Source organism: Xanthobacter oligotrophicus, from assembly GCF_008364685.1.
Lineage (GTDB): Bacteria > Pseudomonadota > Alphaproteobacteria > Rhizobiales > Xanthobacteraceae > Xanthobacter > Xanthobacter oligotrophicus.
Genome location: NZ_VTTL01000015.1, coordinates 70,393 through 93,861 on the forward strand (window position 1 = coordinate 70,393; position 23,469 = coordinate 93,861).

Annotated in this window: 23 protein-coding genes; 10 read left to right on the forward strand and 13 right to left on the reverse strand. The window is 69.4% G+C overall.

Features of this window, described 5'->3' with window-relative positions:
- The first annotated feature begins 354 nt into the window (after positions 1 to 354).
- Complete coding sequence (locus tag FZ033_RS22305) at positions 355 to 1,359, forward strand: extracellular catalytic domain type 1 short-chain-length polyhydroxyalkanoate depolymerase (RefSeq protein WP_188079635.1); 1,005 nt, start codon at positions 355 to 357, stop codon at positions 1,357 to 1,359.
- Here the strand turns inward: FZ033_RS22305 and FZ033_RS22310 are convergent.
- Entirely contained in the window at positions 1,335 to 2,396 is a 1,062-nt protein-coding gene (locus FZ033_RS22310; protein WP_149578267.1) for a MaoC family dehydratase, read from the reverse strand. The genes FZ033_RS22305 and FZ033_RS22310 overlap by 25 nt on opposite strands.
- 156 nt (positions 2,397 to 2,552) lie before the next feature.
- Between FZ033_RS22310 and FZ033_RS22315 the strand changes: the two genes are divergently transcribed.
- A complete protein-coding gene (locus FZ033_RS22315; protein ID WP_188079636.1) occupies positions 2,553 to 3,455 on the forward strand; it encodes a cation diffusion facilitator family transporter in 903 nt (300 codons plus the stop codon).
- An 80-nt stretch (positions 3,456 to 3,535) separates the two neighbouring features.
- On the opposite strand, the gene FZ033_RS22320 is transcribed toward FZ033_RS22315, so the two are convergent.
- The 10 genes from FZ033_RS22320 to FZ033_RS22365 form a co-directional block, all read right to left on the reverse strand.
- Positions 3,536 to 3,739 (reverse strand): DUF1737 domain-containing protein, encoded by a 204-nt coding sequence (locus FZ033_RS22320; RefSeq protein ID WP_012113995.1) that lies wholly within the window; start codon positions 3,737 to 3,739, stop codon positions 3,536 to 3,538.
- Positions 3,740 to 3,887: 148 nt separating this feature from the next.
- Positions 3,888 to 4,580, reverse strand: coding sequence for a DJ-1/PfpI family protein (locus tag FZ033_RS22325; RefSeq protein WP_149578269.1), 693 nt, complete (start codon positions 4,578 to 4,580; stop codon positions 3,888 to 3,890).
- 13 nt (positions 4,581 to 4,593) lie between these two features.
- Positions 4,594 to 5,496 carry an HpcH/HpaI aldolase/citrate lyase family protein gene (locus FZ033_RS22330; RefSeq protein WP_149578270.1) on the reverse strand — a complete coding sequence of 301 codons (903 nt, stop codon included), beginning with the start codon at positions 5,494 to 5,496 and terminating at the stop codon, positions 4,594 to 4,596.
- 146 nt (positions 5,497 to 5,642) lie between these two features.
- The gene (locus FZ033_RS22335) at positions 5,643 to 6,932 is read right to left on the reverse strand and encodes an SGNH/GDSL hydrolase family protein (protein ID WP_149578271.1); all 1,290 of its coding nucleotides are present in this window, start codon (positions 6,930 to 6,932) and stop codon (positions 5,643 to 5,645) included.
- 237 nt (positions 6,933 to 7,169) lie between these two features.
- The gene (locus FZ033_RS22340) at positions 7,170 to 7,661 is read right to left on the reverse strand and encodes a F0F1 ATP synthase subunit B family protein (RefSeq protein ID WP_188079637.1); all 492 of its coding nucleotides are present in this window, start codon (positions 7,659 to 7,661) and stop codon (positions 7,170 to 7,172) included.
- Positions 7,662 to 7,803: 142 nt separating this feature from the next.
- Entirely contained in the window at positions 7,804 to 8,421 is a 618-nt protein-coding gene (locus FZ033_RS22345; protein ID WP_149578290.1) for a F0F1 ATP synthase subunit B, read from the reverse strand.
- A 185-nt stretch (positions 8,422 to 8,606) separates the two neighbouring features.
- Positions 8,607 to 8,834, reverse strand: a complete 228-nt coding sequence (locus FZ033_RS22350; protein WP_012114001.1) for a F0F1 ATP synthase subunit C — start codon at positions 8,832 to 8,834, stop codon at positions 8,607 to 8,609.
- Between the two features lie 54 nt (positions 8,835 to 8,888).
- Entirely contained in the window at positions 8,889 to 9,641 is a 753-nt protein-coding gene (locus tag FZ033_RS22355) for a F0F1 ATP synthase subunit A (RefSeq protein WP_012114002.1), read from the reverse strand.
- A 221-nt stretch (positions 9,642 to 9,862) separates the two neighbouring features.
- Positions 9,863 to 10,246 carry an AtpZ/AtpI family protein gene (locus tag FZ033_RS22360; RefSeq protein ID WP_149578272.1) on the reverse strand — a complete coding sequence of 128 codons (384 nt, stop codon included), beginning with the start codon at positions 10,244 to 10,246 and terminating at the stop codon, positions 9,863 to 9,865.
- A gap of 238 nt (positions 10,247 to 10,484) precedes the next feature.
- Positions 10,485 to 13,937, reverse strand: coding sequence for a chromosome segregation SMC family protein (locus FZ033_RS22365; RefSeq protein WP_149578273.1), 3,453 nt, complete (start codon positions 13,935 to 13,937; stop codon positions 10,485 to 10,487).
- A gap of 454 nt (positions 13,938 to 14,391) precedes the next feature.
- Here FZ033_RS22365 and trxA point away from each other — a divergent pair, with 454 nt between their 5' ends.
- Together trxA and FZ033_RS22375 are read left to right on the forward strand one after the other, a co-directional pair.
- Positions 14,392 to 15,339, forward strand: a complete 948-nt coding sequence (gene trxA / locus FZ033_RS22370) for a thioredoxin (RefSeq protein ID WP_149578274.1) — start codon at positions 14,392 to 14,394, stop codon at positions 15,337 to 15,339.
- A 28-nt stretch (positions 15,340 to 15,367) separates the two neighbouring features.
- A complete protein-coding gene (locus FZ033_RS22375; protein WP_149578275.1) occupies positions 15,368 to 16,039 on the forward strand; it encodes an LON peptidase substrate-binding domain-containing protein in 672 nt (223 codons plus the stop codon).
- Positions 16,040 to 16,183: 144 nt separating this feature from the next.
- Here the strand turns inward: FZ033_RS22375 and FZ033_RS22380 are convergent, their stop codons facing one another.
- Entirely contained in the window at positions 16,184 to 16,531 is a 348-nt protein-coding gene (locus FZ033_RS22380; protein WP_149578276.1) for a hypothetical protein, read from the reverse strand.
- A 30-nt stretch (positions 16,532 to 16,561) separates the two neighbouring features.
- Here FZ033_RS22380 and FZ033_RS22385 point away from each other — a divergent pair, with 30 nt between their 5' ends.
- Both FZ033_RS22385 and rpoH read left to right on the forward strand, forming a co-directional pair.
- The gene (locus tag FZ033_RS22385) at positions 16,562 to 17,695 is read left to right on the forward strand and encodes an RluA family pseudouridine synthase (protein WP_149578277.1); all 1,134 of its coding nucleotides are present in this window, start codon (positions 16,562 to 16,564) and stop codon (positions 17,693 to 17,695) included.
- A gap of 138 nt (positions 17,696 to 17,833) precedes the next feature.
- Positions 17,834 to 18,736, forward strand: a complete 903-nt coding sequence (gene rpoH / locus FZ033_RS22390; RefSeq protein ID WP_149578278.1) for an RNA polymerase sigma factor RpoH — start codon at positions 17,834 to 17,836, stop codon at positions 18,734 to 18,736.
- A 41-nt stretch (positions 18,737 to 18,777) separates the two neighbouring features.
- Here rpoH and FZ033_RS22395 read toward each other — a convergent pair whose 3' ends face one another.
- Positions 18,778 to 19,908 (reverse strand): site-2 protease family protein, encoded by a 1,131-nt coding sequence (locus FZ033_RS22395; protein WP_149578279.1) that lies wholly within the window; start codon positions 19,906 to 19,908, stop codon positions 18,778 to 18,780.
- Between the two features lie 263 nt (positions 19,909 to 20,171).
- Between FZ033_RS22395 and FZ033_RS22400 the strand changes: the two genes are divergently transcribed.
- The 4 genes from FZ033_RS22400 to FZ033_RS22415 all read left to right on the forward strand — a co-directional run bounded on the left by FZ033_RS22400 (position 20,172) and on the right by FZ033_RS22415 (position 23,225).
- Positions 20,172 to 20,666, forward strand: a complete 495-nt coding sequence (locus FZ033_RS22400) for a MarR family winged helix-turn-helix transcriptional regulator (protein ID WP_149578280.1) — start codon at positions 20,172 to 20,174, stop codon at positions 20,664 to 20,666.
- Positions 20,663 to 22,021: a multidrug effflux MFS transporter gene (locus FZ033_RS22405; RefSeq protein WP_149578281.1), complete on the forward strand. Its 1,359-nt coding sequence runs from the start codon at positions 20,663 to 20,665 to the stop codon at positions 22,019 to 22,021. The genes FZ033_RS22400 and FZ033_RS22405 overlap by 4 nt, the downstream gene beginning before the upstream one ends.
- A 125-nt stretch (positions 22,022 to 22,146) precedes the next feature.
- Positions 22,147 to 22,581, forward strand: coding sequence for a cysteine rich repeat-containing protein (locus FZ033_RS22410; protein WP_149578282.1), 435 nt, complete (start codon positions 22,147 to 22,149; stop codon positions 22,579 to 22,581).
- Positions 22,582 to 22,595: 14 nt separating this feature from the next.
- Positions 22,596 to 23,225: an OmpA family protein gene (locus FZ033_RS22415; RefSeq protein WP_149578283.1), complete on the forward strand. Its 630-nt coding sequence runs from the start codon at positions 22,596 to 22,598 to the stop codon at positions 23,223 to 23,225.
- The last annotated feature ends 244 nt before the right edge of the window (positions 23,226 to 23,469 follow it).

The following is a 23,469-nucleotide window of genomic DNA, read 5'->3' on the forward strand; positions in this document are numbered from 1 at the left end:
CCCGCGAACTTGATCAACAAAACCATAGGTCAACACATCGCGCTGCCGATCATCCGAAAGTTTGATTTATGTCAATTTCGGGTCTGTCGCGGCGAAACTGTGGCGCTGAAGCCACAGGACGGCCGCCCGCCCGCCGCATTTGCCGGGCATGGCTCAGGCTGGTACGCCGTGCCGGCTCCGGGTGCCGATTCCTCTTGTTCGTGAATGGCTTCCTCTCTCATGTCCTGTTCTGCCGCGGCTCTGCCGCCCCGTTTGGCGGGCGTCCGCTCGACTTTCGGCCTGCGTCAATCGCAACCAGGTCGCGTATGGCAGGCGATCTTCGTGCTTGCCGGTGTTCTCGTGTTGTTCGAAGCGATGTTCACGATTCTCCCCGCGCGGGCGGACACCGTGCGCGATCTGCGGCTCTCGGTGAACGGCGAGGACCGGCGCTTCGTGGTGGTCACGCCCGAGGGGGTGAGCGGGCCGGCGCCGGTGGTGATCGCGCTCCACGGCGCGGCGCAGACCCCCGAAAGCTTCCGCGCCTATTTCGGGCTCGATGCGGCGGCTGCGGCCCACGGCTTCGTGGCGGTCTATCCGGAAGGCGAGGGGCGGGTGTGGAACGACGGGCGGCCCGCCGCCATGCGCCTCAAGATGATGCTGCGGCCCGGCGACGACGTGGCCTTCCTGGTGGCGCTCGCCCAGCGGCTGGCGCAGGACGGCATCGCCGATCCGGCGCGCATCTATCTCACCGGCATTTCCAACGGCGGCTTCATGGTGCAGCGCATGGCCTGCGAGCATGCGGAGCTGTTCGCCGCGTATTCGTCGATCATGGCTACCGCGCCGGCCAATTATCGTGAAGAGTGTAAGCCCGACCGGCCGGTCCCCATCCAGTTCATCCACGGCACGGCGGATTCCGTCATCGCCTATGCCGGCTTCTGGACCCCGGTGGGGGCGACCCTGTCGGCGCCCGAGAGCGCGCGCCTGTTCGCCCGCATCAACGGGTGCGGCGCCTCGACCCAGCGCGAGCTGCCCGATCTCGACCAGGCCGACGGCACCACGGCGGTGCTGCGCCGCTGGGACGGTTGCCGGGATGGATCGGCGGTGGAACTCATCAGCATCGAGCGCGGTGGCCACCAGTCGCCGGCGCGGGTGGACACCAAGCCGGACCTCGCCACCCCCTTCCTCGGCCTGCGCAGCCGCGACGTGGATTCAGGCGAGGAAATCTGGCGCTTCATGTCCGCCTTCGGCGGTGGAGCCACCCCCTCGTCGCGGCCGGTCGCGGTACCGTTGCCGCCGCCGTCCCCGCTGCGGGGCAGCCGCACGGGCGCCGTGGTGCGCCCGGCGGCGGCCGCCGATCAGCGCGGGATCAGCGCCCAGTAGTCGAGGTCGAGGATCACGCTCGGGTCATAGTCCTCGCCGGTCTCGGTGGCGACCTTGGCGGGGAAGTCGCCGGTGAGGCGGTCCTTGGTGGCGATGGTGCGCAGGCGCAGCGCGCCCACGTCCTCGCGGCCGGGCAGGGGCTGGGCGTCGAGCACCTCGGTCCAGGCGTGCACGGTGAGGCCCGCGAACAAAGGCGCCACATGGCGCCCGCCATTGATGGCGGCCACGTGGAACACGTTGGCGAGGCCGTTGAAGGACAGCGCGCGGGCGATCGAGATGACGTGCCCGCCATAGATCAGTCGCCGGCCGAACCGGCCCTGGCCCTCGGTGAACTGGTTGAAATGCACCTTGGCGGTGTTTTGGTAGAGGCGGGTGGCGATCATGTGCTCCGCCTCCTCCACCGTCATGCCGTCCACATGGTCGATGCGCTCACCCACCTGATAATCGGCGAAGCGGGCCTGCGAGCCGGAAAGGTCGTTGCGCCAGCCCTCGATGTCGAGCAGCGGCACGGCGCCGCCCAGCGCGTCGGGGGCCAGCGCCGCCGGCAGCTTGGGCACCACCGGCTCGGGGGCGGGGCGGGAGGTGTCGGCCTTGCGCACCATTACCCAGCGCACATAGTCCAGGACCTCGGTGCCGTCCTGGTTGAAGCCCACCGAGCGCACATAGACGACGCCGCTCTGGCCGTTGGAATTTTCCCGCAGGCCGATCACTTCCGACACGGCGGTCAGCGTGTCGCCGGGATAGACCGGGGCGAGGAAGCGCCCGCCGGCATAGCCCAGATTGGCCACCGCATTGAGGGAGATGTCCGGCACCGTCTTGCCGAACACCACGTGGAAGACCAGCAGGTCGTCGACGGGCGCGCGCGGATAGCCGATGGCCTGCGCGAAGCTGTCGGCCGACTGCACGGCGAAGCGGGTGCCGTAGAGCGCGCTGTAGAGGCTCACGTCGCCGACCGTGACGGTGCGCGGCGTCGCGTGGCGGATCACCTGGCCGACGCTGAAGTCCTCGAAGAAATTGCCCCGGTTGGTCTTGCTCATCTTCATCCCCCCGTGTCCCGCCATGTTGCAGAGCGGCGCGGTGCGACGCAACAGCCGTGCGGATCCGGCGCCGCGCTGCTTGACGCGGCGTGCCTGATGGTCCTCATGGGGGTAAGGCGCTGCGGGCGGCGCCGCCATTCGACAAAGGGGGCAGGGGTGTCGGGTTCGGCGAGCCAGAAATTGTCGTTTCAGGCCATGATCTTCACGGCCTGCCTGTTTCCCTTCTACATTCTCGCTGCGACGCTCACCAATTCGGCGGCGATCCTCACCGACCTGTTGGCGACCTCCTTCGACCTCACCGCGCTCACCGCCTGCTGGCTGGTGCTGCGGCTCGCCCACAATTCCCATTCGGGCAAATATGCCTACGGCCTCGGCAAGCTGGAAAACCTCGCCGAGCTGATGATTGCGCTGCTGCAGACGGTGCTGGTCTTCATCGCCGGCTCCAACGCCATCATGCGCATCTTCCATCCGGAAGGGGTGAGCGGGGCGGAGCTGGGCCTGTTCGTCACCGCCGCCGCGGTGATCGGCAATTGGATCTTGAACCGCAAGGCCACGCGCCTCGCCCATGAGACGCGCTCGCCGGTGCTGGCGGCGCAGGCGCGGGTGCACCTGGTGTCGGCCATCTCCTCGGGCTCGGTGTTCATCGTCACGGTGGTGCTGTCGATCTTCAACAACGTGACCTGGATGTATTATCTCGATCCGGTGGCGTCGTTCGTCGTCATCGGCTTCATGATCTACAACATCTTTGCCATGCTCTCGAGCTCGGTCGCCTCGCTCCTTGACCAGGCCATCGACGAGGCCGGCCAGCTGCGCATCCTCAAGGTGCTCACCAGTCACTTCGACGATTTCGACGAACTGGGCGACATCCGCACCCGGCAGTTCGGCGGCAAGATGTTCGTGGAGTTGCACCTCGGCTTCGAGGGCGACTGGACGGTTACGAAGACGCGCGCCGTCGTCGCCCGGCTGACCGATGCGGTGCGGCAGGAATTCAAGCAGGCGGGCGACGAGGTGGACGTGGCCGTGGTGCTCATTCCCGCCCATGGAGCCGAGGCTGCCTGACGTCGAAGGCCAGGGCAGGAGGGGCCGCCTGAGGCGCCCTCTCAATCAGAGATAGAGAAGGCCCGCGCCCGGCGCCGGGATCAGTGCTCGGACAGCACCACGTCGTCGGACCACTCGCCCTCCACCTCCTTGACGATGGCCTGGCCGCAGATGACGCGGCCCTGCACCGTATCGAAGGTGAGGGTGGGGGCGCCGTGCAACTGCCAGCCCTTGTTGAGGGCGGCGGACACGCGCTTGCAGAAGGCCGCATCGTCGGGGCCGGTGAGGTAGCGGTAGAGCTTCATGGGTCTTGTCCTGGGACGATCGAGCGTTTTCGAGCGAAGTGGATACCGGTTCGCGTGAAGAAAACGCGAAAACTCAATAATCCAGAGCGCTTTCCGTGAGCCTGGGCGAGCGGAAAACGCTCTGGCGGGTCGCTTTGGAGCGGTCGCGTCAGAGCCGCGCGGCGGCGCGGCGGGCAGCCGCCACGCGCTTTTCCTGGAAGGCGCGGGTCTTCTCCCGCACCTCGGCGACGAGGCGGGGGTCCTCCCGGTCGCGGGGCGGAAAGGCGGGCGCCGGCTGGTATTCGATGGCGAGGGCGATGCGCCGCGCCTCGTCCTCCCCGGCGATCTCGGCGGCCAGCGCCAGCGCGAGGTCGATGCCGGAGGAGACCCCGGCGCCGGTGAAGCGGTTGCGATCCACCACCACCCGCTCCTCCACCGGAATGGCGCCGAGCAGGGCCAACTGGTCCAGCGACAGCCAGTGGCTGGTGGCGCGATAGCCGGTGAGCAGGCCGGCCGCGCCAAGAATCAGCGAGCCGGTGCACACCGAGGTGACGTAGCGCGCCTGGACCGCCATGCGGCGCAAGAAATCCAGCGCCGGCCCGTCATCCATCAGCTCCAGCTGGCCGGGGCCGCCGGGCACGAACAGCAGTTCGCAGCCGGCGACCTCGTTGAAGCTGGAATTGGCCATGATGGCGAGGCCCGCCACATCCACCACCGGCCGCTTGCAGCTCTCGGCCACGATCTCCAGCCGCGCTCCGGGCAGGCGCGCGAACACCTCGAACGGGCCGGTGAGATCGAGCTGGGTCATGCGCGGATAGGCGAACATGACAATGCGGAACGGGGCCGTGACGGGCTGGGACATGCTGGCTACGACCTCAGGCGCGGGCGGCGATGGCGTCGGCGAGGGCCACCGTGCGCTTGGCCATCTCGGCGTGGAGCAGTTCCACCATGCGCCCGTCGAGGGTGATGACGCCCTTGCCCGCATTCTCCGGCAGCGCGAACGCGGCGATGATGGCGCGGGCGCGGGCCACTTCCGCCTCGGGGGGCGAGAAGGCGATGTTGCAGGGCTCGATCTGGCTCGGATGGATCAAGGTCTTGCCGTCCATGCCGAATTCCACGGCCTGCGCGGATTCGGCCTTGAAGCCTTCGAGGTCCTGGAACTGGTTCCACACCCCGTCGAGCACGTCCACGCCATAGACCCGCGCGGCCGCCACCACCAGGCTCAGCCAGCCCACCATGGGCGCGCGGCCGGGCACCAGGGCCGCCCGCGTCTCCTTGGCGAGGTCGTTGGTGCCGAGCACGAACACCGTGAGCCGGGTCAGCGGGTCCTGCGCCGCCTGGGCGATGGCCTTGATGTCGAGGATGGCGAGCGGCGTCTCGATCATGGCCCAGACCCGCGTGGTCTGCGGCACCTTCAGCGCCTCCAGCCGGCGGCCCACCGTGACCAGTTGCTCCACGGTCTGCACCTTGGGCACCAGGATGGCGTCGGGCGCGGCGCCGGCGGCGGCCTCCAGGTCGTCCGAGCCCCAGGGCGTGTCGAGGCCGTTGATGCGGATCACCACCTCGCGCGGGCCGAAGCCGCCAGCCTTCACCGTATCCACGATGCGGGCGCGGGCTTCCGCCTTGGCGTCGGGCGCCACGGCGTCCTCGAGATCCAGGATCACCGCATCCGCGGGCAGGGTGCGGGACTTTTCCAGCGCGCGGGCATTGGAGCCCGGCATGTACAGCACGCTGCGGCGCGGGCGGATGGCAATGGCGGCTCCAGCTTCGGCACCCATGGGGACTCCCTTCGCACGTCGATGCGGATCTTATCGCACCGAATCGGTAAAGCGACGCCCGTGCTTTGAAAAGGGGTGCCGCTGCACTGCCGCATGCGACCTTGGACGGCAACGGGGCGGGCCGGCCTCCCCGCCCGCAGGCGATTCTAGCGCGGTGCGGGGGCGGCGGCGGGCTCGCTGCCGGGCGGGGGCCAGGAGAAATCGTCGGCCCGGCCACGCACGGGGGCGGGGGCGATGCCGTCCTTCAACACCCGGGAGGCGGCCTTGGCACTGGCCGATACCGCCATGGGGTCCGCCGTCTTGGCCGGCACCGGGGGGCCGGCGAGCGCGGCCGGCCGGGAGCTTGAGGGGGTGGCGAGGTCGGGCCCGGGCTGGGCCTTGCCCGGCTCCTCCAGCATGCGGTTGATGTCCTTCTGCACGAAGAAGGCAAGCTTGCGCCCGCCGGCACGGGTGAAGCGGACACCGTCATTGAAGCGCAGGCGGCGGCGCTGGCCGTCCACCGCCGGGCCGTTGGCGAGATACTTGCCGTCCTCGTCCACGAAGCCGTCCCACACATTGGCGAAGGCGAGGCCCGCCCGCGCGGCGCGGGCGCGCAGGAATTCGTTGAGCTTGGCGTAATCGTCGGAGAGCGCCGTGTTTGCCACCGGCGCGAGGCCGGTGACGATCACCCGCCCGGCCTTGTCGCGCAGCGCGGTCAGCACCTCGTCCACGCGCTTGCCGTAAAGCTCCAGCCAGCGCTCGGTGAGGGGCTGGACGAAGGCCTCTCCGTCCTTGATGGGCTGGAGATCCTCGGAGCCGAGGGCGACCACCGTCACCGAGGGGCGCGCGGCGGCGATGGCATCGGGCGCGCGGGTGATCCAGTCCACCGGCGCGGGCAGATAGCCGCTGTCGTCGGCGGTGTTGTCGATCACCGCGATGCGGGCGCGGTCGGGCGCGTAGGAATCGGCGAGGCCCTGGGCGAGCTGGGCGGCGAGCCGGTCGCCGATTACCAGGATGAACTGGTTGGGCGCGGCGCGCTTGCCCTGCACGGCGGCATCGGCGGAACCGTAGACGACGCCCTCCGGCTCGGCCGGGGCGGCTGGCTTCTTGGGCTGCTGCTGCGGCAGCTGTTGGGGCTGTTCGTACTGGGGCTGGGGCTGGAACGGCCACCAGCCGGAATTCTGGGCCGGCCGCTGCGGCTTGGGGGCGGCGCGCGGGACCGTGGCGGGGGGGCGCAGGAAGGAAAAGAAATCGGCCTGCGCCAGGGCTGGCCGTCTGGCGTCGGTGGCGAGGGCAAGGCCCAGGGTGAGGAGCGCGAGCAGAACGCCGAGGCCTGCGCGCAGCGCCCCCGATCGCGCGGGCGCACGGGTCGCCGTCAGCGCCTCTCGGCGGCAGGACTTGGGCGCCGGACGCAACGCCGGGCGGTCAATGGATGCGATCTGAACCTGACGGCACATGGCCTAGCAATGGACCAGCCGGGCGTCGGTTTCAAGGCGCGGTGCAGCAGGTGGGCGATTGCGCGGCATGTCTCAGCCATCGCGTCTCAGCCATCGCGAATGTGCGGGATCGCTGGCGGCCGGAAATTCCGGCCGCCAGCGGGAGGCGCCGGACGACCACGGCTGCGGATCCCCCACCCCAAACGAAAAGGGCCGCCCGAAGGCGGCCCGCATGTCGGCTGGGATGGCAGCAGGCGCTCAGTTCAGCTTGGTCTTCACTTCGCCGATGGCGTTGGAGATGAGGCGGTCGCCCACATCGCCACGGGCGGCGGAGCCCAGCAGGGCCTCGGCGGCCTTGGCGGCGGCTTCGGCGGCGATGGCCTTCACGTCGGCCACGGCCTGAAGCTCGGCCTGGGCGATCTTGTCTTCCGCCATCTTGGTGCGGCGGGTGACGAAATCCTCAAGCTTGGCCTTGGCCTCGGAGGCGAGGCGCTCGGCTTCCGCCTTGGCGGCGGTGACGATGGATTCGGCCTCGGCCTCGGCCTCGCGCTGCTTGCGCTTGAACTCGGCCACCAGCTTCTGGGCCTCTTCCTTGAGGCGGCGGGCTTCCTCGAGCTCGGCGGCGATGCGCTGGCCGCGGCTGTCGAGGGCGGACCCGATGGCGCGGTGGGCGCCCGCATAGATCAGGATGCCGACGAAGAGCAGAAAGGCGACGGCGACCCAAAGCTCGGCCAGACTCATCTCGTTCATCGCAGGGTCCTCAGATCCGTCGGCGGCCACACGGCCGCATCTGCGGGGCAACGCCCCTTACGTGCTGGTCCACCGGAGCCGCGAAGGCCGGCGGAAAATTCGAACGGCCGCGCGATGGGAGCGCGGCCGGGGAGCGGCCCGATCAGGCCGCGTCCTTCTTGACAAGCGCGCCGTCCACGGCCTGTTCCACGTCGGCCTGCGCAGGGCTGGTGCCGATGAGGGTCGAGACGATGGCGTGGGTGGCGTCCACCGCGATGCCCCGCACATGGGTGAGGGCCTCGGTCTTGGTGGAGGCGATGCTCTGCTCGGCGGTCGCCAGCTTGGCGGCGAGGCCGGCTTCGAGCGACTTGCGGTTGGCTTCGGCATCGGCGGCGAGCCGGTTGCGGGTTTCGCCGGCGATGGCATTGGCCTTGGCGCGAGCCTCGGCGAGGGCCTTCTCATAGGAGGCCTGGGCGGCCTCGCTCTCGGCCTTGTGCTTCGCCGCTTCCTCGAGGTCGTCGGCGATGCGGTCGTGGCGCTCCTCCAGGATGCGGCCGATGCGCGGCAGGGCCACGCGGCTCATCAGGAGGTAGAGGAGGCCGAAGCTCAGGACGAGCCAGAGCAGCTGGGAGGCGAAGGTGGTGGCGTCGAAGGGCGGGAAATGGCTCTTCTTGCCATGCCCTTCTTCCGCAGCACCCGCGGCAGCGCCGTGAGCTGCCGGGGCCGCCTCATGGGTGCCCTGGCCTGCGGTTCCGGCCGGCGGGGCCGCCTGCGCGACCACGGCCGCCGGAGCGGTAGGGTGGTCGCTCGCTGCGGAGAGGGGGGCGCCCCAGAGGGCCGCACCCGTCATCGCCAGCGCGACAGTCATTTTCCACGACTTCATCATGGCTTGCCCGCCTTCGCACCTGACCTTGCAATCACAGCACCCGGGCGCTGATCGCCCGGGAACCTCGTTCGTCCGGGCGATCAGGCCACGAACAGGAGGACGAGGGCGACGACGAGCGCGAAGATGCCGAGACCTTCCGCGAGCGCCGCGCCGATGAAGGCGCGGGCGAACTGGCCGTCGGCCGCCGACGGGTTGCGCAGGGCGCCGGAGAGGAAGTTGCCGAAGATGTTACCGACGCCGACGGCGGCGAGACCCATACCGAGGCAGGCGAGACCGGCACCGATGAACTTTCCAGCTGCGGGATCCATGGGACTGCTCCTTGAGAACGCTTTGGATTTGGGGATTTGAGATGCGCCTCCCGGTCAGTGACCGGGATGGATCGCGTCGTTGAGGTAGATCGAGGTGAGCACCGCGAACACGTAGGCCTGCAGCATCGCGACCAGCAGTTCGAGGGCGTAGAGCGCCACGATCATGAAGAAGGGCAGGGTGGCGCCGAACCAGCCGACCACGCCGGCCGAGGCCAAGCCGACCACGAAGAAGGCGAACACCTTCAGGGCGATATGGCCCGCCAGCATGTTGGCGAACAGACGCAGCGACAGGCTGATAGGACGCGAGAGGAAGGACACCACCTCGATCACCACCAGGAACGGCAGCAGGAAGGCCGGCACGCCCGACGGCACGAACAGGTGCAGGAAGTGGGTGCCGTGGCGCACGAAGCCGTAGACGATGACCGTGCCGATCACCAGCAGCGCCATGGCGGCGGTGACGATGAGATGGGCGGTGACGGTGAAGGTGTAGGGAATGAGCCCCACCACGTTCGACACCAGCACGAAGGTGAAGAGCGAGAACACCAGCGGGAAGAACACCATGCCTTCCGAGCCGGCCGAATCACGCACCATCTTGGCGATGAATTCGTAGCTCATCTCCGCCGCCGACTGGGCCCGGCCCGGCACCAGGGTGCGGCCGCGCGTGGCGAAGGTGAGGAAGAAGAAGATGATGGCTACGATGCCGAACATGAACAGCGCGGCGTTCGTGAAGGAGAACTGCACGCCGCCGAAATTCAGCAGGTCCACGTAGCGCTTGATCTCGAACTGGTGGATCGGATCGACGGTCATCCGAACGCGCCCCCTGCCAATGCGGCCAAGCCGCTGGAACCAAAGATCACGGCCAGAAGCCGCGACGGCCAAATCGACGAGACGACCGGAACGGTCGCCAAAGTGTCCAACCGGCACGGGCCGCATGAACGGATCCGGCCGCAAACAAAAGGCGGCATTTCGCCGCGAATATCTCGTCCGGAACCGCCGCGCCTTGAAATCCTTGAAGGATCTGGCGCCCGTCAGGTTCCGGTCTTGCCACGGTTCCGGCCTTCGCCGGAGGCCCGCAGCATATTGGTCACACCGGCGGCGAAGCCGAACAGCGTGAAAACGATCATGCCCCAGGGCGCGATCGAGAAGAAACGGTCGATGCCGTAGCCGATGAGCGAGCCCACCAGAACGCCAGACACGAATTCCGCACCCAACCGGAAGGCAAGCGCGGCGCCCGAGGATGACGAGGTGTCCCGGCCTTTCGGTGCGGGGACCTCGGTCTTCGAGCGAACCTGGCCCAACGAGGTGTTGAGCTGCTCGAGCCTTGCGGAAAGCTCGGTGTCGCTGGGCCGGGAGCCGTCCGCCCCGCCGGGTCCTTTGTTCCCCCCGCGGGAGGCATCGTCAGGTCCGGACATGGCGCAAAACCCCGGCTTCGGTGAAAGGCGTGCTGCCCTCCCCCTTGAAACCGCGGCGCACCATAGTTGCGTCAAAATTGAGTGTCAAGGCGCGCGGCGCTCATATTAAACAATTGAAACAAAAAGAAAAAATTGTGGCTGCGACATCGTGCTTCGCCATGATCGCCCGCCGCATTCCGTTTGGGTGCCCCCGCGTTCGCTCCTGCGCCGGTCGCGCCGGTGCCCGGATGGGGCAGGGTCAGACCGCTTCCAGCAGGCGCTCGGCGCGTTGCAGGTCCACCGAGACGAGGCGCGAGATGCCCCGTTCCGCCATGGTCACGCCGAACAACCGGTTCTGGTGGGCCATGGTGATGGGGTTGTGGGTGATGGTGAGGAAGCGCGTGTCGGTGAGCTTCGTCATCTCCTCCAGCAGGGTGCAGAAGCGCTCCACGTTGGCGTCGTCGAGGGGCGCGTCCACCTCGTCCAGCACGCAGATGGGCGCGGGATTGGTCAGGAACACCGCGAAGATCAGCGCCATGGCGGTCAACGCCTGCTCGCCGCCCGACAGCAGCGACAGGGTCTGCGGCTTTTTGCCCGGCGGCTTGGCGATGATATCGAGGCCGGCTTCCAGCGGGTCGTCGGCCTCGGTGAGCACCAGTTGGGCCTCGCCGCCGCCGAACAGGGTGTCGAACAGCTTCTTGAAATGGCCGTCCACCACCACGAAGGAGGCCTGAAGCCGTTCGCGGGCCTCGCGGTTGAGGCTGAGGATGGCGCCGCGCAGGCGCTTGATGGCCTCGACCAGGTCGTCGCGCTCGCCCACCAGCTTGACGTGCTGGCCCTCGGTCTCCTCCAGCTCCACGTCAGCACGCAGATTTACGGCGCCGAGGCGCTCGCGGTCGCGCTTGGCCCGCTCCAGCGTCGCCTCGATGGCGGCGACATTCGGTGCCGGCGCGTCGGGGTCGAGGCCGGCCTGTTCGCGGGCCAGCTCCGGCGGACCTTCCAGAATGTCCGAGATTTCGCGCAGCAGGTCGTCGCGGCGCTGCCGGGCGGCTTCCAGCCGTGCGTCGGAGCGCGCCGCCTCGGCTCGCGAGCCGGACATGGCTTCCAGCGCATCGCGGGCGGCGCGGTCGGCGGCGGCAAGGGCCGCCTCGCCTTCCGCCAGACGGTCGGCGGCGTCGCGGCGGGCCCCCTCAGCCGCTTCCAGCGCATTCATGAGCGCCCGGCGGCGGCGGATGAATTCGGAAGGGGCGTCCTCCAGCGCGTCCAGCTCGGTCCTGGCCTCGGCCTCGCGGGCGGCGACGGCGGCGAGGCGGTCGCCGGCCCCGCCGGCGCGCTGCCGCCACGAGCGCTCTTCGCCGATGATGGCCTCCAGCCGGCGCTGGCGCTGGCTGTTGTCTCGGCGCACCGCGTCGAGCCGGGTGCGGGCTTCGGACACCGCGGCGCGGCGCTCGGCGGTCTCGGCGCGGGCGCGGGCCATCTCCGCTTCCAGGATCTGCGGGGTGTCGAGGGCGAGGAGCTGGCCCTGGGCCTCTTCCATGCGCGCCTCCCCGTCCTCGCGCACGGCGGCAAGGCGGGTGCGCGCCTCGGCCAGCGCCGAGAGGCGGGCAAGGTGCTGGGCGGCGCGGCGTTCGGCCGCCTCCAGCGCGCTGCGGCTCGCCTCGGCGGCGCGCTGGGCGGCGCGGCGGGCCTCGCGGGATGTGTTTTCGGCTTCCGCGGCGTGGCGCAGCGCGCTGTCGCGATCGGCAAGGGCGGCGCGGATCTCGTCCAGATGGGCCTCGGCCACCGCCGCTTCCGCCTCGATGTCGGCGAGGCGGTTGCGCTCGGCGAGGCGGCGGGCGGCGGCGGTGGGGGCATCGGCCGCCGCGACCACGCCGTCCCAGCGCCAGAGATCGCCTTCCACCGAGACCAGCCGCTGCCCGGCCTTGAGCCGCGCGACAAGCCCCGCCCCCAGGGCACGCGGCACGATGCCCACCTGCGCCAGCCGGCGATTGAGCGCCGGGGCGCCGGAAACGAAGCGGGACAAAGGCTCGGCACCCTCGGGCAGGGCCGGGTCGGCGGGATCGGACGGGGCGCCCGCCCAGCGGGCCGGGGCGGCGGCGTCCACCGGCAGGTCGAGGTCGTCGCCCAGCGCCGCGCCCAACGCGGTCTCATAGCCCTTGGCGACGGAGACGAGGTCGGCCACCGGCGGGAAGCGATGGTCAGTGGATTGCAGCAGCTTGGCGAGGGTGCGCGCCTCGGTGTCGAGGCGGCCGAAGCGCGATTGCGCCTCCGACAGGGCCGGGCGCAACTCCTCCATGGCGCGGCGGGCGGCCTGATGGGCGGCCTCGGCCTCGATGCTCGATTCCTCGGCCTCGGCGAGGGCGTCGCGGGCGGCTTCCGCCTCCATGCGGATGCCTTCCAGCGCCTCGGTGCCGGCCTGCTGCTTGAGGCGGGACTCTTCCGCCTCCACCGAGGCGCGCTCGGCGGCGTTGCGCACCAGCCGGTCGCGGATCTCGCGCACGGCCTGTTCAAGGCTGGCGCGCCGCGCGCCAAGGTCGGCAAAATGCGCGGTCTTCTCCTCCAGCGCCCGTTCGGCCTCTTCCAGATGGGCGGCGGCCTCTTCCAGCCGGTCGGCGGCGATGGCTTCCAGCTCCGCCGCCTCCTCCTGCTCGAAGCGCAGGGTCTCGGCCTCGGTGGCGAGGCGCTCCAGCACCCCTTCGGCGTCGGCGGACAGGGCCCGCTCGCGCTCGGTATCCTGGGCGAGCTGGATCAGGCGGCGCTCTAGCTCGTCCTTGCGGGCGGAGAGCCGGGCCTCCTCGGCATCCAGCTCCGAGCGGGCATGGGTGAGGCGCTGGAGCGCGGCGGCGGCCTCCGCCTCCTTCTGCCGAAGGGCGGGGAGGGCGTGGGCGGCCAGCGCCTGGAGGCGCGCCGCCTCGGCCTGCATGCGGGTGTGCTCGGCGCCGTCGCGGTGGGCAGCTTCCACCGCCTGCTCGGCTTCGGCCAGCGCGCGGGTGACCTCGCCCCAGCGCAGCCACAGCAGGGTGGCCTCGCACTGGCGGATCTCGGCGGCCAGCGCCTTGTAGCGCACGGTCTGGCGCGATTGGCGGCGCAGGCTCTCCACCTGCCCGCCGAGCTGGGTGATGACATCTTCCAGCCGCAGCAGGTTCTGCTCGGCGGCCTTCAGGCGGGTCTCGGCCTCGTGGCGGCGGGCGTGGAGGCCGGCGACGCCGGCGGCTTCCTCCAGGATGCGGCGCCGCGCATTGGGCTTGGCGCCGACGATCTCGCCGATCTGCCCCTGCCGCACCAAAGCCGGGGAGCGCGCGCCGGTGGAGGCGTCGGCGAAGATGAGCTGCACGTCGCGGGCGCGCACATCCTTGCCGTTGATGCGGTAGCTGGATCCGGAGCCGCGCTCGATGCGGCGGACGATCTCCAGATGGTCCCATTCGTTGAAGGCGGCGGGGGCGGTGCGGTCGGAATTGTCGAGGCTGAGCACCACCTCGGCGGAATTGCGCGCCGGCCGGCCCGTGGTGCCGGAGAAGATGACGTCCTCCATGTCGTTGGCGCGCATGGCCTTGTAGGAGCTTTCGCCCATCACCCAGCGCAGCGCCTCGACGAGGTTGGACTTGCCGCACCCGTTCGGCCCCACGACGCCGGTGAGGCCGGGCTCGATCATGAGGTCGGTCGGCTCGACGAAGGTCTTGAAGCCCACGAGCCGCAGGCGGTCGAACTTCATGCGATCGCGCGCGTCCTCAGGGGCATTTTGGGGGGCGAAAGGGGGGAAAGGGTCATCAGCGCGGGGTGTGCCAGCCTTTGGAGGGTTTGGTCAAATCAGCCTGCCCCCCCTTGGGGAACCGCGCAAGCCTCGGTGGGGCAACGATCCACAGAGGGGCGCGGGCGGGGCGGCTTGTGGATGGGTCGTTATGCGATTCAGAGTTGTGCTGGCGACTCACCTTAACTTGGGCAGCCGAAAGCGCTAGAAGGCGGGACTCATGCCAACGGCTCCGGTCTGTAACCGGAGCCGAGAGGGCCTCGCTCAAGCGCCGCGCGGGCTGAACCAAACAGCGGTGAGTGAGGCTCATCGCTGTTTGGTAAAATGCCGATTGCAAGCGCGCGGCGAACGCCCATCTATGGGCTGTCCGCCCCGGCCGAGGCGCCGGGCGGGCTGACGTTTTCGGGGATTGCGACACATGCTGTTGAACCAGGCGGGCGCCAAGGGCGCGGCGGGAACGGGCGCAGGAACGAGCGCTGGCGCTGGCAACGGGGCGGCCGGCGGCGACATCATCGATACCACCACCCAGACCTTCATGGCCGAGGTGATGGAGGAATCCAAGCGGCGCCCGGTGCTGGTGGATTTCTGGGCGCCGTGGTGCGGGCCGTGCAAGACCCTCACCCCGGTGATCGAGAAGGTGGTGAAGGCCGCCAAGGGCAAGGTGCGCCTCGCCAAGCTCAACATCGACGACCACCCGGTCATCCCCGGCAAGCTCGGCATCCAGTCCGTGCCCACGGTCTATGCCTTCGTGAACGGCCAGCCGGTGGACGGCTTCCAGGGCGCGCTGCCGGAAGGTCAGGTGAAGGCCTTCATCGATCGCCTCATCGGCCCCGCCGACGATGGCCTGGAGGAAGCGCTGGCCGCCGCCGACGCGGCGCTGGCCCAGGGCGACCTCACCGCCGCCGCCGAGATCTTCGTCGGCGTGCTGGGCGAGGAGCCGGACAATCTCAAGGCCCTCACCGGCCTCGTGCGCACCCAGGTGGCCGCCGGCGCGCTGGAGCAGGCCAGGGCCACCCTTGCCCTGGTACCGGCCGACAAGCAGAACGACCCGCTGGTGAACGCCGCCCGCGCGGCGCTGGATGTGGCCGAGCAGGCCGCCGCCCTCGGCGACCTCGCGACGCTCGAAGCCCGGCTGGACCTCGACCCCGCCGATCACCAGGCCCGCTTCGACCTCGCCTTGGCGCTCAACGGCAAGGGCCGGCGCGAGCAGGCGCTGATCCATCTCCTCGATATCGTGAAGCGCGACCGCGTGTGGAACGAGGATGCGGCCCGCAAGCAGCTGGTGCAGCTGTTCGAGGCGTGGGGCCCCACCGATCCGCTCACCATTTCAGGCCGTAAGAAATTGTCGGCGATCATGTTCGCCTGAAGGGCGTTGTTTTTAAGGATTGTTCGTCTTGGCTGCCAATCGCACCTATCTGTCGCCGACGGAAATTCCGCCGGTGATACCGGTTTTTCCGCTCACCGGCGCGCTGCTGCTGCCGCGGGCCGACCTGCCGCTCAACATCTTCGAGCCGCGCTATCTCGCCATGGTGGACGACGCGCTCGGTGGCGCGCGCCTCATCGGCATGGTCCAGCCTGACGAGCAGGCACCGGTCTCGGCGCATGGTCCCGGCGTGTACAAGGTGGGATGCCTTGGCCGTCTCACCCAGTTCAGCGAGACCGGGGACGGGCGCTACCTGATCACGCTCACCGGCATCTGCCGCTTCCGCATCGTGGAAGAGCTTGATACCACCACGCCCTACCGCCAGTTCAAGGTGGACGCCACGGCCTTCGCCCATGATTTCGAGGCTGAGGCCGGCGAGGCGGAAGTGGACCGTGACGCGCTGCTGTCCGCGCTGGCCGCGTTTCTCGACGCCAACAAGCTCGAGGCGGACTGGGACGGCATCCGCGAGGCCGGCACCGAGACGCTGGTGAACGCCCTGTCGGTGATGTCGCCCTATGGCGCGCTGGAGAAGCAGGCGCTGCTGGAGGCGGAAAATCTGAAGGCCCGCGCCGACATGCTGGTGGCCATCACCCAGATGATGCTGGCCCGCATGCCAGGCGACGGCGAAGGCTCGCTGCAATAGGGGCGGGGCTGGGCGAAGGGCGCCGCGCGTCGGCGCCGACTGAAAGCCGCTTTCGCTCATCGCTCATGGATGTCGAAGGCGTGCGCGGACCTGTTGCCGCCACAAACGTGATGAACTGGTGCGCCTGAGCGCCCCGGCGTCCGCTCACGGCTCCTCGGCGAACCTCAGGCGGCCGGCGGGGGCGAGGGTGCGGGCGTCGAAGGTGCGGATTTCGACCGCGCCGCCCACGTCGAGGGTCAGCACCACCACGTCGCCGGACACGGCGGTGGCGGTGATCTTCGCGCCCTTGGGCAGAAGCGCGGTCATTTCGCCGGTCGCCATGGGCTTTGCCCGTATCATGCGATAGCCGATGACGCCGAAGACCGCGGCCACCCCCAGCACCATGACCAGCATGGACAGGCTGGAGAAGCGGCGAAACCGCTGGATGATGCGCTCCTGCTCCGGGGTCAGCGCCTCTTCCGGGGTTTCGGTGGGGGACGGGCGATGAAACATGAAGGGGCCGTGGCTCCTGACGGATCGAGAATGGACGCGACCATGACCCAGGCCCAGGTGAACCAGGCCGAGATGAACCAGGCCGAGACCGGCCTAGAGGACCTGGACGAGGGCTTCACCCTCACGGTCCAGATCGCGGCGGAAGACGCCGGCGAGCGGCTGGACCGTGTCCTGGCGCGCCGGCTGGCGCTTGAGGCACCGGAACTCAGCCGCACCCGCATCCAGCGTCTCGTAACGGAAGGCCGGGTCTCCGTCAGCGGGCGTGTGGTAGGGGACGCGGCGGGCCGGGTCAATGCCGCAGATGTCTATACCCTGTTCCTGCCGCCCCCGGAGGCGGCCGAGCCGGTGGCGGAGAACCTGCCGCTCACCATCGTGTTCGAGGATGCCCATCTCGTGGTCGTCGACAAGCCGGCCGGGCTGGTGGTGCATCCGGCGCCGGGCCATGCCTCCGGCACGCTGGTGAACGCACTCCTGTACCATTGCGGCGACAGCCTCTCCGGCATCGGCGGGGTGCGCCGGCCGGGCATCGTCCATCGCATCGACAAGGATACCTCCGGCCTGCTGGTGGTGGCCAAGTCCGACGTGGCCCACAAGGGCCTCGCCGCCCAGTTCGCCGACCATGGCCGCACCGGGCCGCTGGAGCGGGCCTATCTCGCCTTCGTCTGGGGCGTGCCGGAGGCCCACGGCAGCGTGGATGCGCCCATCGACCGGCATCCCAGCCACCGCCAGAAGATGGCGGTGCGCCTCTCCGGTCGTCATGCCATCACCCATTGGGAGGTGCAGGACGCCTATCTCGGCCATGGCCGCACCAGCCTGCGCAACAAGGGGCAGGTGAAGGGCGAGGTGAAGATGGAGGAGGGGGTGGCCAGCCTCATCGAATGCCAGCTGGAGACCGGCCGCACCCACCAGATCCGCGTCCACATGGCCCATGTGGGCCATCCGCTGCTGGGGGACGAGGTCTATGGCCAGGGTTTCCGCACCAAGGAGACGCTGTTGCCGGAGGCCGCCCGCGAACACCTCGCGCGCCTCGGCCGGCAGGCGCTGCATGCGGCCCGGCTCGGCTTCGCCCATCCGGTGACGGGGGAGACGCTGTCGTTCGAAAGCCCTCTACCGGAAGACCTTGCCGCCCTCGCCGAGGTGCTGGGCGGGCGTGCATCCGCGTAAATTTCTCTCGCATCGACGTGAGAGGATGAAACCTATCCGCATTCCGCTCGTATCTATATCATGATGCGTCGCGGTCGGCGTCATGCGGCCGCTGAGGCGGTCGCCCGGACGGGGGCCGCGGGAGAAGGAGGCCTCGTCATGGCCCAGCCGAAGTCCATGTCCATTCCGTCCGCCGAAGGCGGACTCTCCCGGTATCTCGAAGAGATCCGGCGGTTTCCCATGCTGGAGCCGCAGGAGGAATATATGCTCGCCAAGAGCTGGCGCGAGCACGGGGACCGCGATGCCGCGCACAGGCTGGTGACGAGCCACCTGCGCCTCGTGGCGAAGATCGCCATGGGCTACCGCGGCTATGGGCTGCCCATCTCCGAAGTGATTTCCGAGGGCAACGTGGGCCTCATGCAGGCGGTGAAAAGGTTCGAGCCCGAGAAGGGCTTCCGCCTCGCCACCTATGCCATGTGGTGGATCCGCGCCTCCATCCAGGAATATATCCTGCGCTCGTGGAGCCTCGTGAAGATGGGCACCACGGCGGCGCAGAAGAAGCTGTTCTTCAACCTGCGCAAGGCCAAGAGCCAGATTTCCGCGCTGGAAGAGGGCGACCTGCGTCCCGAGCATGTGAAGCAGATCGCCACCAAGCTCGGCGTCACCGAGCAGGACGTGGTGGACATGAACCGCCGCCTCTCCGGCGACGCCTCCCTGAACTCCCCCATCCGCGAGGATTCCGAGGGCGGGGAGTGGCAGGACTGGCTGGTGGACGAGCGCCTCGACCAGGAGGAGCAGCTCGCCGAGAGCGAGGAGCTGGACAACCGCCGCGCGGCGCTGTCCGGCGCGCTCTCCGTGCTGAACGACCGCGAGCGCCGTATTTTCGAGGCCCGCCGCCTCTCCGAGGACCCCATGACCCTGGAGGACCTCGCCTCCGAGTTCGGCGTCTCCCGCGAGCGGGTGCGCCAGATCGAGGTGCGCGCCTTCGAGAAGGTGCAGAAGGCGGTCATGGACAAGGTCCGCCAGGTCGAGGCCCCCACGGCGGAGGCGGTGGGGGCGTGAGACTTTGCCGGGCGGGAGGAGGCTGAAGCCGCCTCCGCCCCTCACCCCGCCCGGCCGCGGCCGAAGGGGTGTGCCCCGCGCTCGGGGCGGGCGGCGTGCAGCATCATCAGCTCGCCCACATTCTCCGGCGTCAGCAGGCCGACCAGCTTTCCGGACACATCCACCACGCCCACGGCTGGGACCTGGGCGGAGGTGATGAGCTTGAGCGCCGCATCGAGCTTCGAGCGGGCCTCCACCACCGGAATGTCGGCCTGCATCACCTCGATCACGGCGGTCTGCGGCCCCTGGTCCTTCATGGCGCGGATCATGGCGTCGCGGGTGAGCACCCCGCGCAGGTGACCGGCGCCGTCCACCACCGGGAATTCCTTCTGGGTGGAGCGGATGAGGGCGTCGGCCGCGTCGTCCACGGTGGATTGCGGCCCGAGCGTCTCGAAATGGGTGATCATGGCGTCCGAGACCAGGAGCCCGCGCGAGGCTTCCTTCAGCTGCACCTGACCGGCCTCCCCGGACGCGGCGAGGAACACGAACACGCCGATGATCATCAGCATGGGATTGGTGAAGATGCCCAGAAGGCCCATGCCGATGGCAAGGCCCTGGCCGATGGAGGCGGCGGTGGCGGTGGCCTTGGCGTGGCCCATCTTCATGGCCAGCAGCGCCCGCAGCACCCGCCCACCATCCATGGGGAAGGCCGGGATGAGGTTGAACACCACCAGGAAGATGTTGGCGCCGGCCAGCTTCACCAGGATCGAGGTGCGCGGGTCCTCGATCTTGGCGAGGCTGTCCGCCGTCAGGTCGGTGCCGCCGAGGGTGGCGCTCAGGATGACCAGCAGCACCAGCGCAATCACCACGTTCACCAGCGGCCCGGCGATGGCCACCACCAGCTCCTGCGACGGCTTCTCCGGAATCCGCTCCAGATTGGCGATGCCGCCGAACGGCCACAGGGTGATGTCCGGGGTCTTCACCCCGTAGCGGCGGGCGGCGAAGACGTGCCCCAATTCATGCAGCAGCACGCAGGCGAAGAGCAGCGCCACGAACAGCACGCCTTCCCACGCCGCCGAAGACCCGCCGGAGCGGTAATAGGCCGCCCAGATCCACACCAGGAACAACAGGAACGTGACGTGGATGCGGATCGCAGTCTCGCCGAGCCGGCCGATGGTGAGGGACCAGGGCATGGGATCTCCTTGGGCGTGACGACGCACAGTGCCCGCGTCGCGGGCGGATGGAAACGGTCCGCTTCGGTCTAGACCGGGAATGGCGCGGGGACACGTCAAAAGCTGCGGATCGGAAAGCGGCGGCGTCCGCCTTTTGTCGGCAAGGATGCCTCTTAGGGACGCCTCTGAGGCGAGGTGCACCGGCCTGGCGGCCGGAATTCAGGGCTTCATCGGGGCGTCACCCACTTGATAATAAGGTTAGCTTACTATATTGTCCCCTTATTATGACCGTTCCAGCCCCCAGTCCCATCGCCTCCCCTCGTCCTGCGCCGAGCGAGCCGCCCCTCGGCTTCGTCCTGGTGGATGCGGCGCGGCTCTATCGCGCGCGCATCGACCGGGCCTTCGAGGGCGCCGGGCTCGGCCTCACGGCCGGGGAGGCGCGCACGCTGGCCTATGTGGATTTCCATCCGGGCCTCAGGCAATCGGCGCTGGCCGAGAAGATGAACGTGGAGCCCATGACCCTGGTGGGCTTCCTCGACCGGCTCGAGGCCGCCGGCCTGGTCACGCGCGAAACCGACCCCAGGGACCGCCGCGCCAAGATCGTGACGCTCACGCCCGAGGCGACGCCTTACCTCGCCGGGGTGCTCTCGGCGGCGGCCACCGCGCGCCGGGAGGCCACCTGCGGCTTCTCGGAGGCCGAGCAGGCGCTGCTGCGGGACCTTCTCCTGCGGCTGCGCGACAACCTCGCGCGGGAGCATCGGTCGAGGGACGAGAAATGACCGCCGTCGAGCACTCAACGTCTCCCGCGCCGGGCGCCGGCGTTTCGGCCGCGCCGTTCATGAGCGAACGGGAAGTGTCCGTCATCGGCGGGCTCATGGTGATGCTCGGGCCCATCAGCCTTGCCATGTACACGCCGGCCCTGCCGACGCTGGTCGTGGCCTTCGGCACCAGCATCGCCACGGTGAAGCTCACCCTCACCGTGTTCTTCATGGGCTTCGCCTTTTCCCAGCTGGTCTGCGGGCCGCTCTCGGATGGCTACGGGCGGCGCCCGGTGGCGCTGGGCTTCTTCGGCATCTATCTCGCCGGCAGTGTCGTCGCCATGCTGGCGCCCACCATCGGCTGGCTCATTGCCGGCCGCGCGTTGCAGGGCATCGGCTGCGCCGCCGGCATCGCCCTGTCCCGCGCGCTGGTGCGCGATCAATATACCGGCCAGGCGTCGGCGCGGGTGATGAACCTCATCGGCACCATGCTGGCCATCGGCCCGGCGGTTTCGCCCACCCTGGGTGGGCTCATTCTCGGCACGGCGGGCTGGCATGTGATCTTCATCGCCATGGCGGCCTACGGCCTCGTGCTGGTGGCGGTCCTCGCCCTTCGGGTGCCGGAGACCAACCGGACGCCGGACCGTGCGCTGGCCTCCCCCCGCGGGGTGGCGACGAGCTACCGCCGGCTCCTGACCGACCGCGTGTTCATGCGCGCGGCGCTCACCGCCGGCCTCAGCCTCGGCGGCATCTATACGTTGTCGGCGCTGCTGCCCTTCATCCTCATCGAGCGGGTGGGGCTCTCGCCCACCGGCTTCGGCCTTGCCATGCTGCTGCAGACCGGCGCCTTCATGTCCGGCACCCTCATCGCCCGGCCGCTGCTGAAGCGACACAGCGCCCACGCCCTGATCCTGCCCGGCCTGCTGCTGGTGCTTGTCGGCGCGGTGGGGCTGGCGCTCGGCCCGTTCGTGCTGCCGTTGACCACCGCGACCGTCATGCTGCCCATCTCTCTGTGGGCCTGCGGCATCGCTTTGCTGCTGCCGGGCTGCACCACCGCCGGCCTCGCCGGGTTCGCGCCCATCGCTGGGGCCGCCTCGGCGCTGATGGGCTTCCTTCAGATCGGCAACGGCTTCCTTGGCACCTCGCTCGCGGTGCTGTTTCCCTCGCCGCTGGCAGCGATGATGACGCTGCTGCCGGCCTTTGCCGCCGCGGCGGCCAGCGCGCACCTGCTGCTGGCGCCGCGCCGCGAGCCGGTCGTCTCCACCGGGGCCGCTCCCATTGAGTCCACCGATCTGGAGCTGGCCGCCGATCCGCTCGGCGTGGTGGGCGCCGCCGGCGACGAGATTGAGGCCGGAACCTACGACAAGGCCTCCTGAGGCACGAGGTTGCTCCCGCGCGATACTGTTCGCGCCACCGAAGTGATGTCACAGGTTGACCCCGGCCAATCGGCGGTGGTCAACTCCCGCGCGCCCGAAGCATCGGGCCGCTGGGGGGACATCGTATGAGATTTGCGGGACTAGCTCTGGCCGCCGTGCTGGCGCTTGCCGGGGGGCAGCTTACCGTGGGACCGGCCAAGGCCCAGACCGTCAGCTACGCGCAGGCGGCCGGCCTCCTCGCGCAGCATTGCGGCGGGGACATCATGAAGCACTGCCGTGGCATCAACCTCGGCAACAATGCCATCCACAACTGCCTTGCCCAGAACGTCGCGCAGCTGACGCCGGCCTGCGCTGCCAACCACGCCGGAATCCGCGAGATGACCGAGGCGCGGGCCGCGGCCCAGAAGCAGGTCTACAAGGCCTGTGACCGCGATGCCGCGCAGTTCTGCCCCGGCCTCGTGCCCGGCGATGGCAACATCGTCTCGTGCCTGCTGGAGGCGTCCAAGGTGGTGAGCGCCACCTGCACGGCCTCGCTCGTCAATGCCGGCTACGGCCAGTGAAGGGAGGGCTGAGCATGACCTTGTTCCGTTTCGCCACCACCCGCCTTGGCGCGGCCCTGCTCCTCGCCGGCACCGCTGTGGTCCCCGCGCTCGTGGGCGTGCAGCCCGCTGCGGCCCAGGTGTTCACCCCCAACGCCCAGATCGTCCAGGGTCTGCAAACCTCCGTGGATGACGTGCCGCAGGTGTCGGCCGAGGCGCTGCGCGGCCTCGCCCAGGCGCACATGAAGTACACCGGCCCGCCGGAAAGCCGCCCGCCGCTCGCGGTCCAGCTCGACCAGCTGGCCCAGATCAACGTGGAGATCGTGTTCGACCTCAACTCCGCGATGATCAAGCCAGAATCCTACCGCACCCTCGGTTCCATCGCGGATGCCATGCATAATCCGGTACTGCTCGGCTACAAGTTCCTGGTGGTCGGCAACACCGATGCCACCGGCACCCGCGAGCACAACATGAAGCTCAGCCAGGAGCGCTCCGACGCGGTGGTCGAGGCGCTCTCCACCACCTTCCGGGTGGACCCGCGCCGGCTCCAGTCCGTGGGCCTCGGCGAGGAGGCGCTTCAGGATCCCAAGCATCCCGACGCCGCCATCAACCGCCGGGTGCAGATCTACAACGTCGGCCGTGCCGGTGCGCTCGCCCAGCAGTAATACCAAAGGCCCGTGAGCGTGACTCACGGGCCTTTGGTCAAGCCGGCGCGGCGCCTGAGCGCAACCCTCTCGGCACCGGTCAAAGACCGGGGCCGTTGGTATAACGCGGCCTGACCCCGAAAACAGCGCCGCCGCCCGGACCAAGGTCGGGGCGGGGGGGCCTTGCGTTTTGGGTCGGTGGTGGCGCTGGCTCAGGGCGCGGTCCCGTCAGATTGGAGCAAACTGGTCGGCGCGTGCTCTCTGC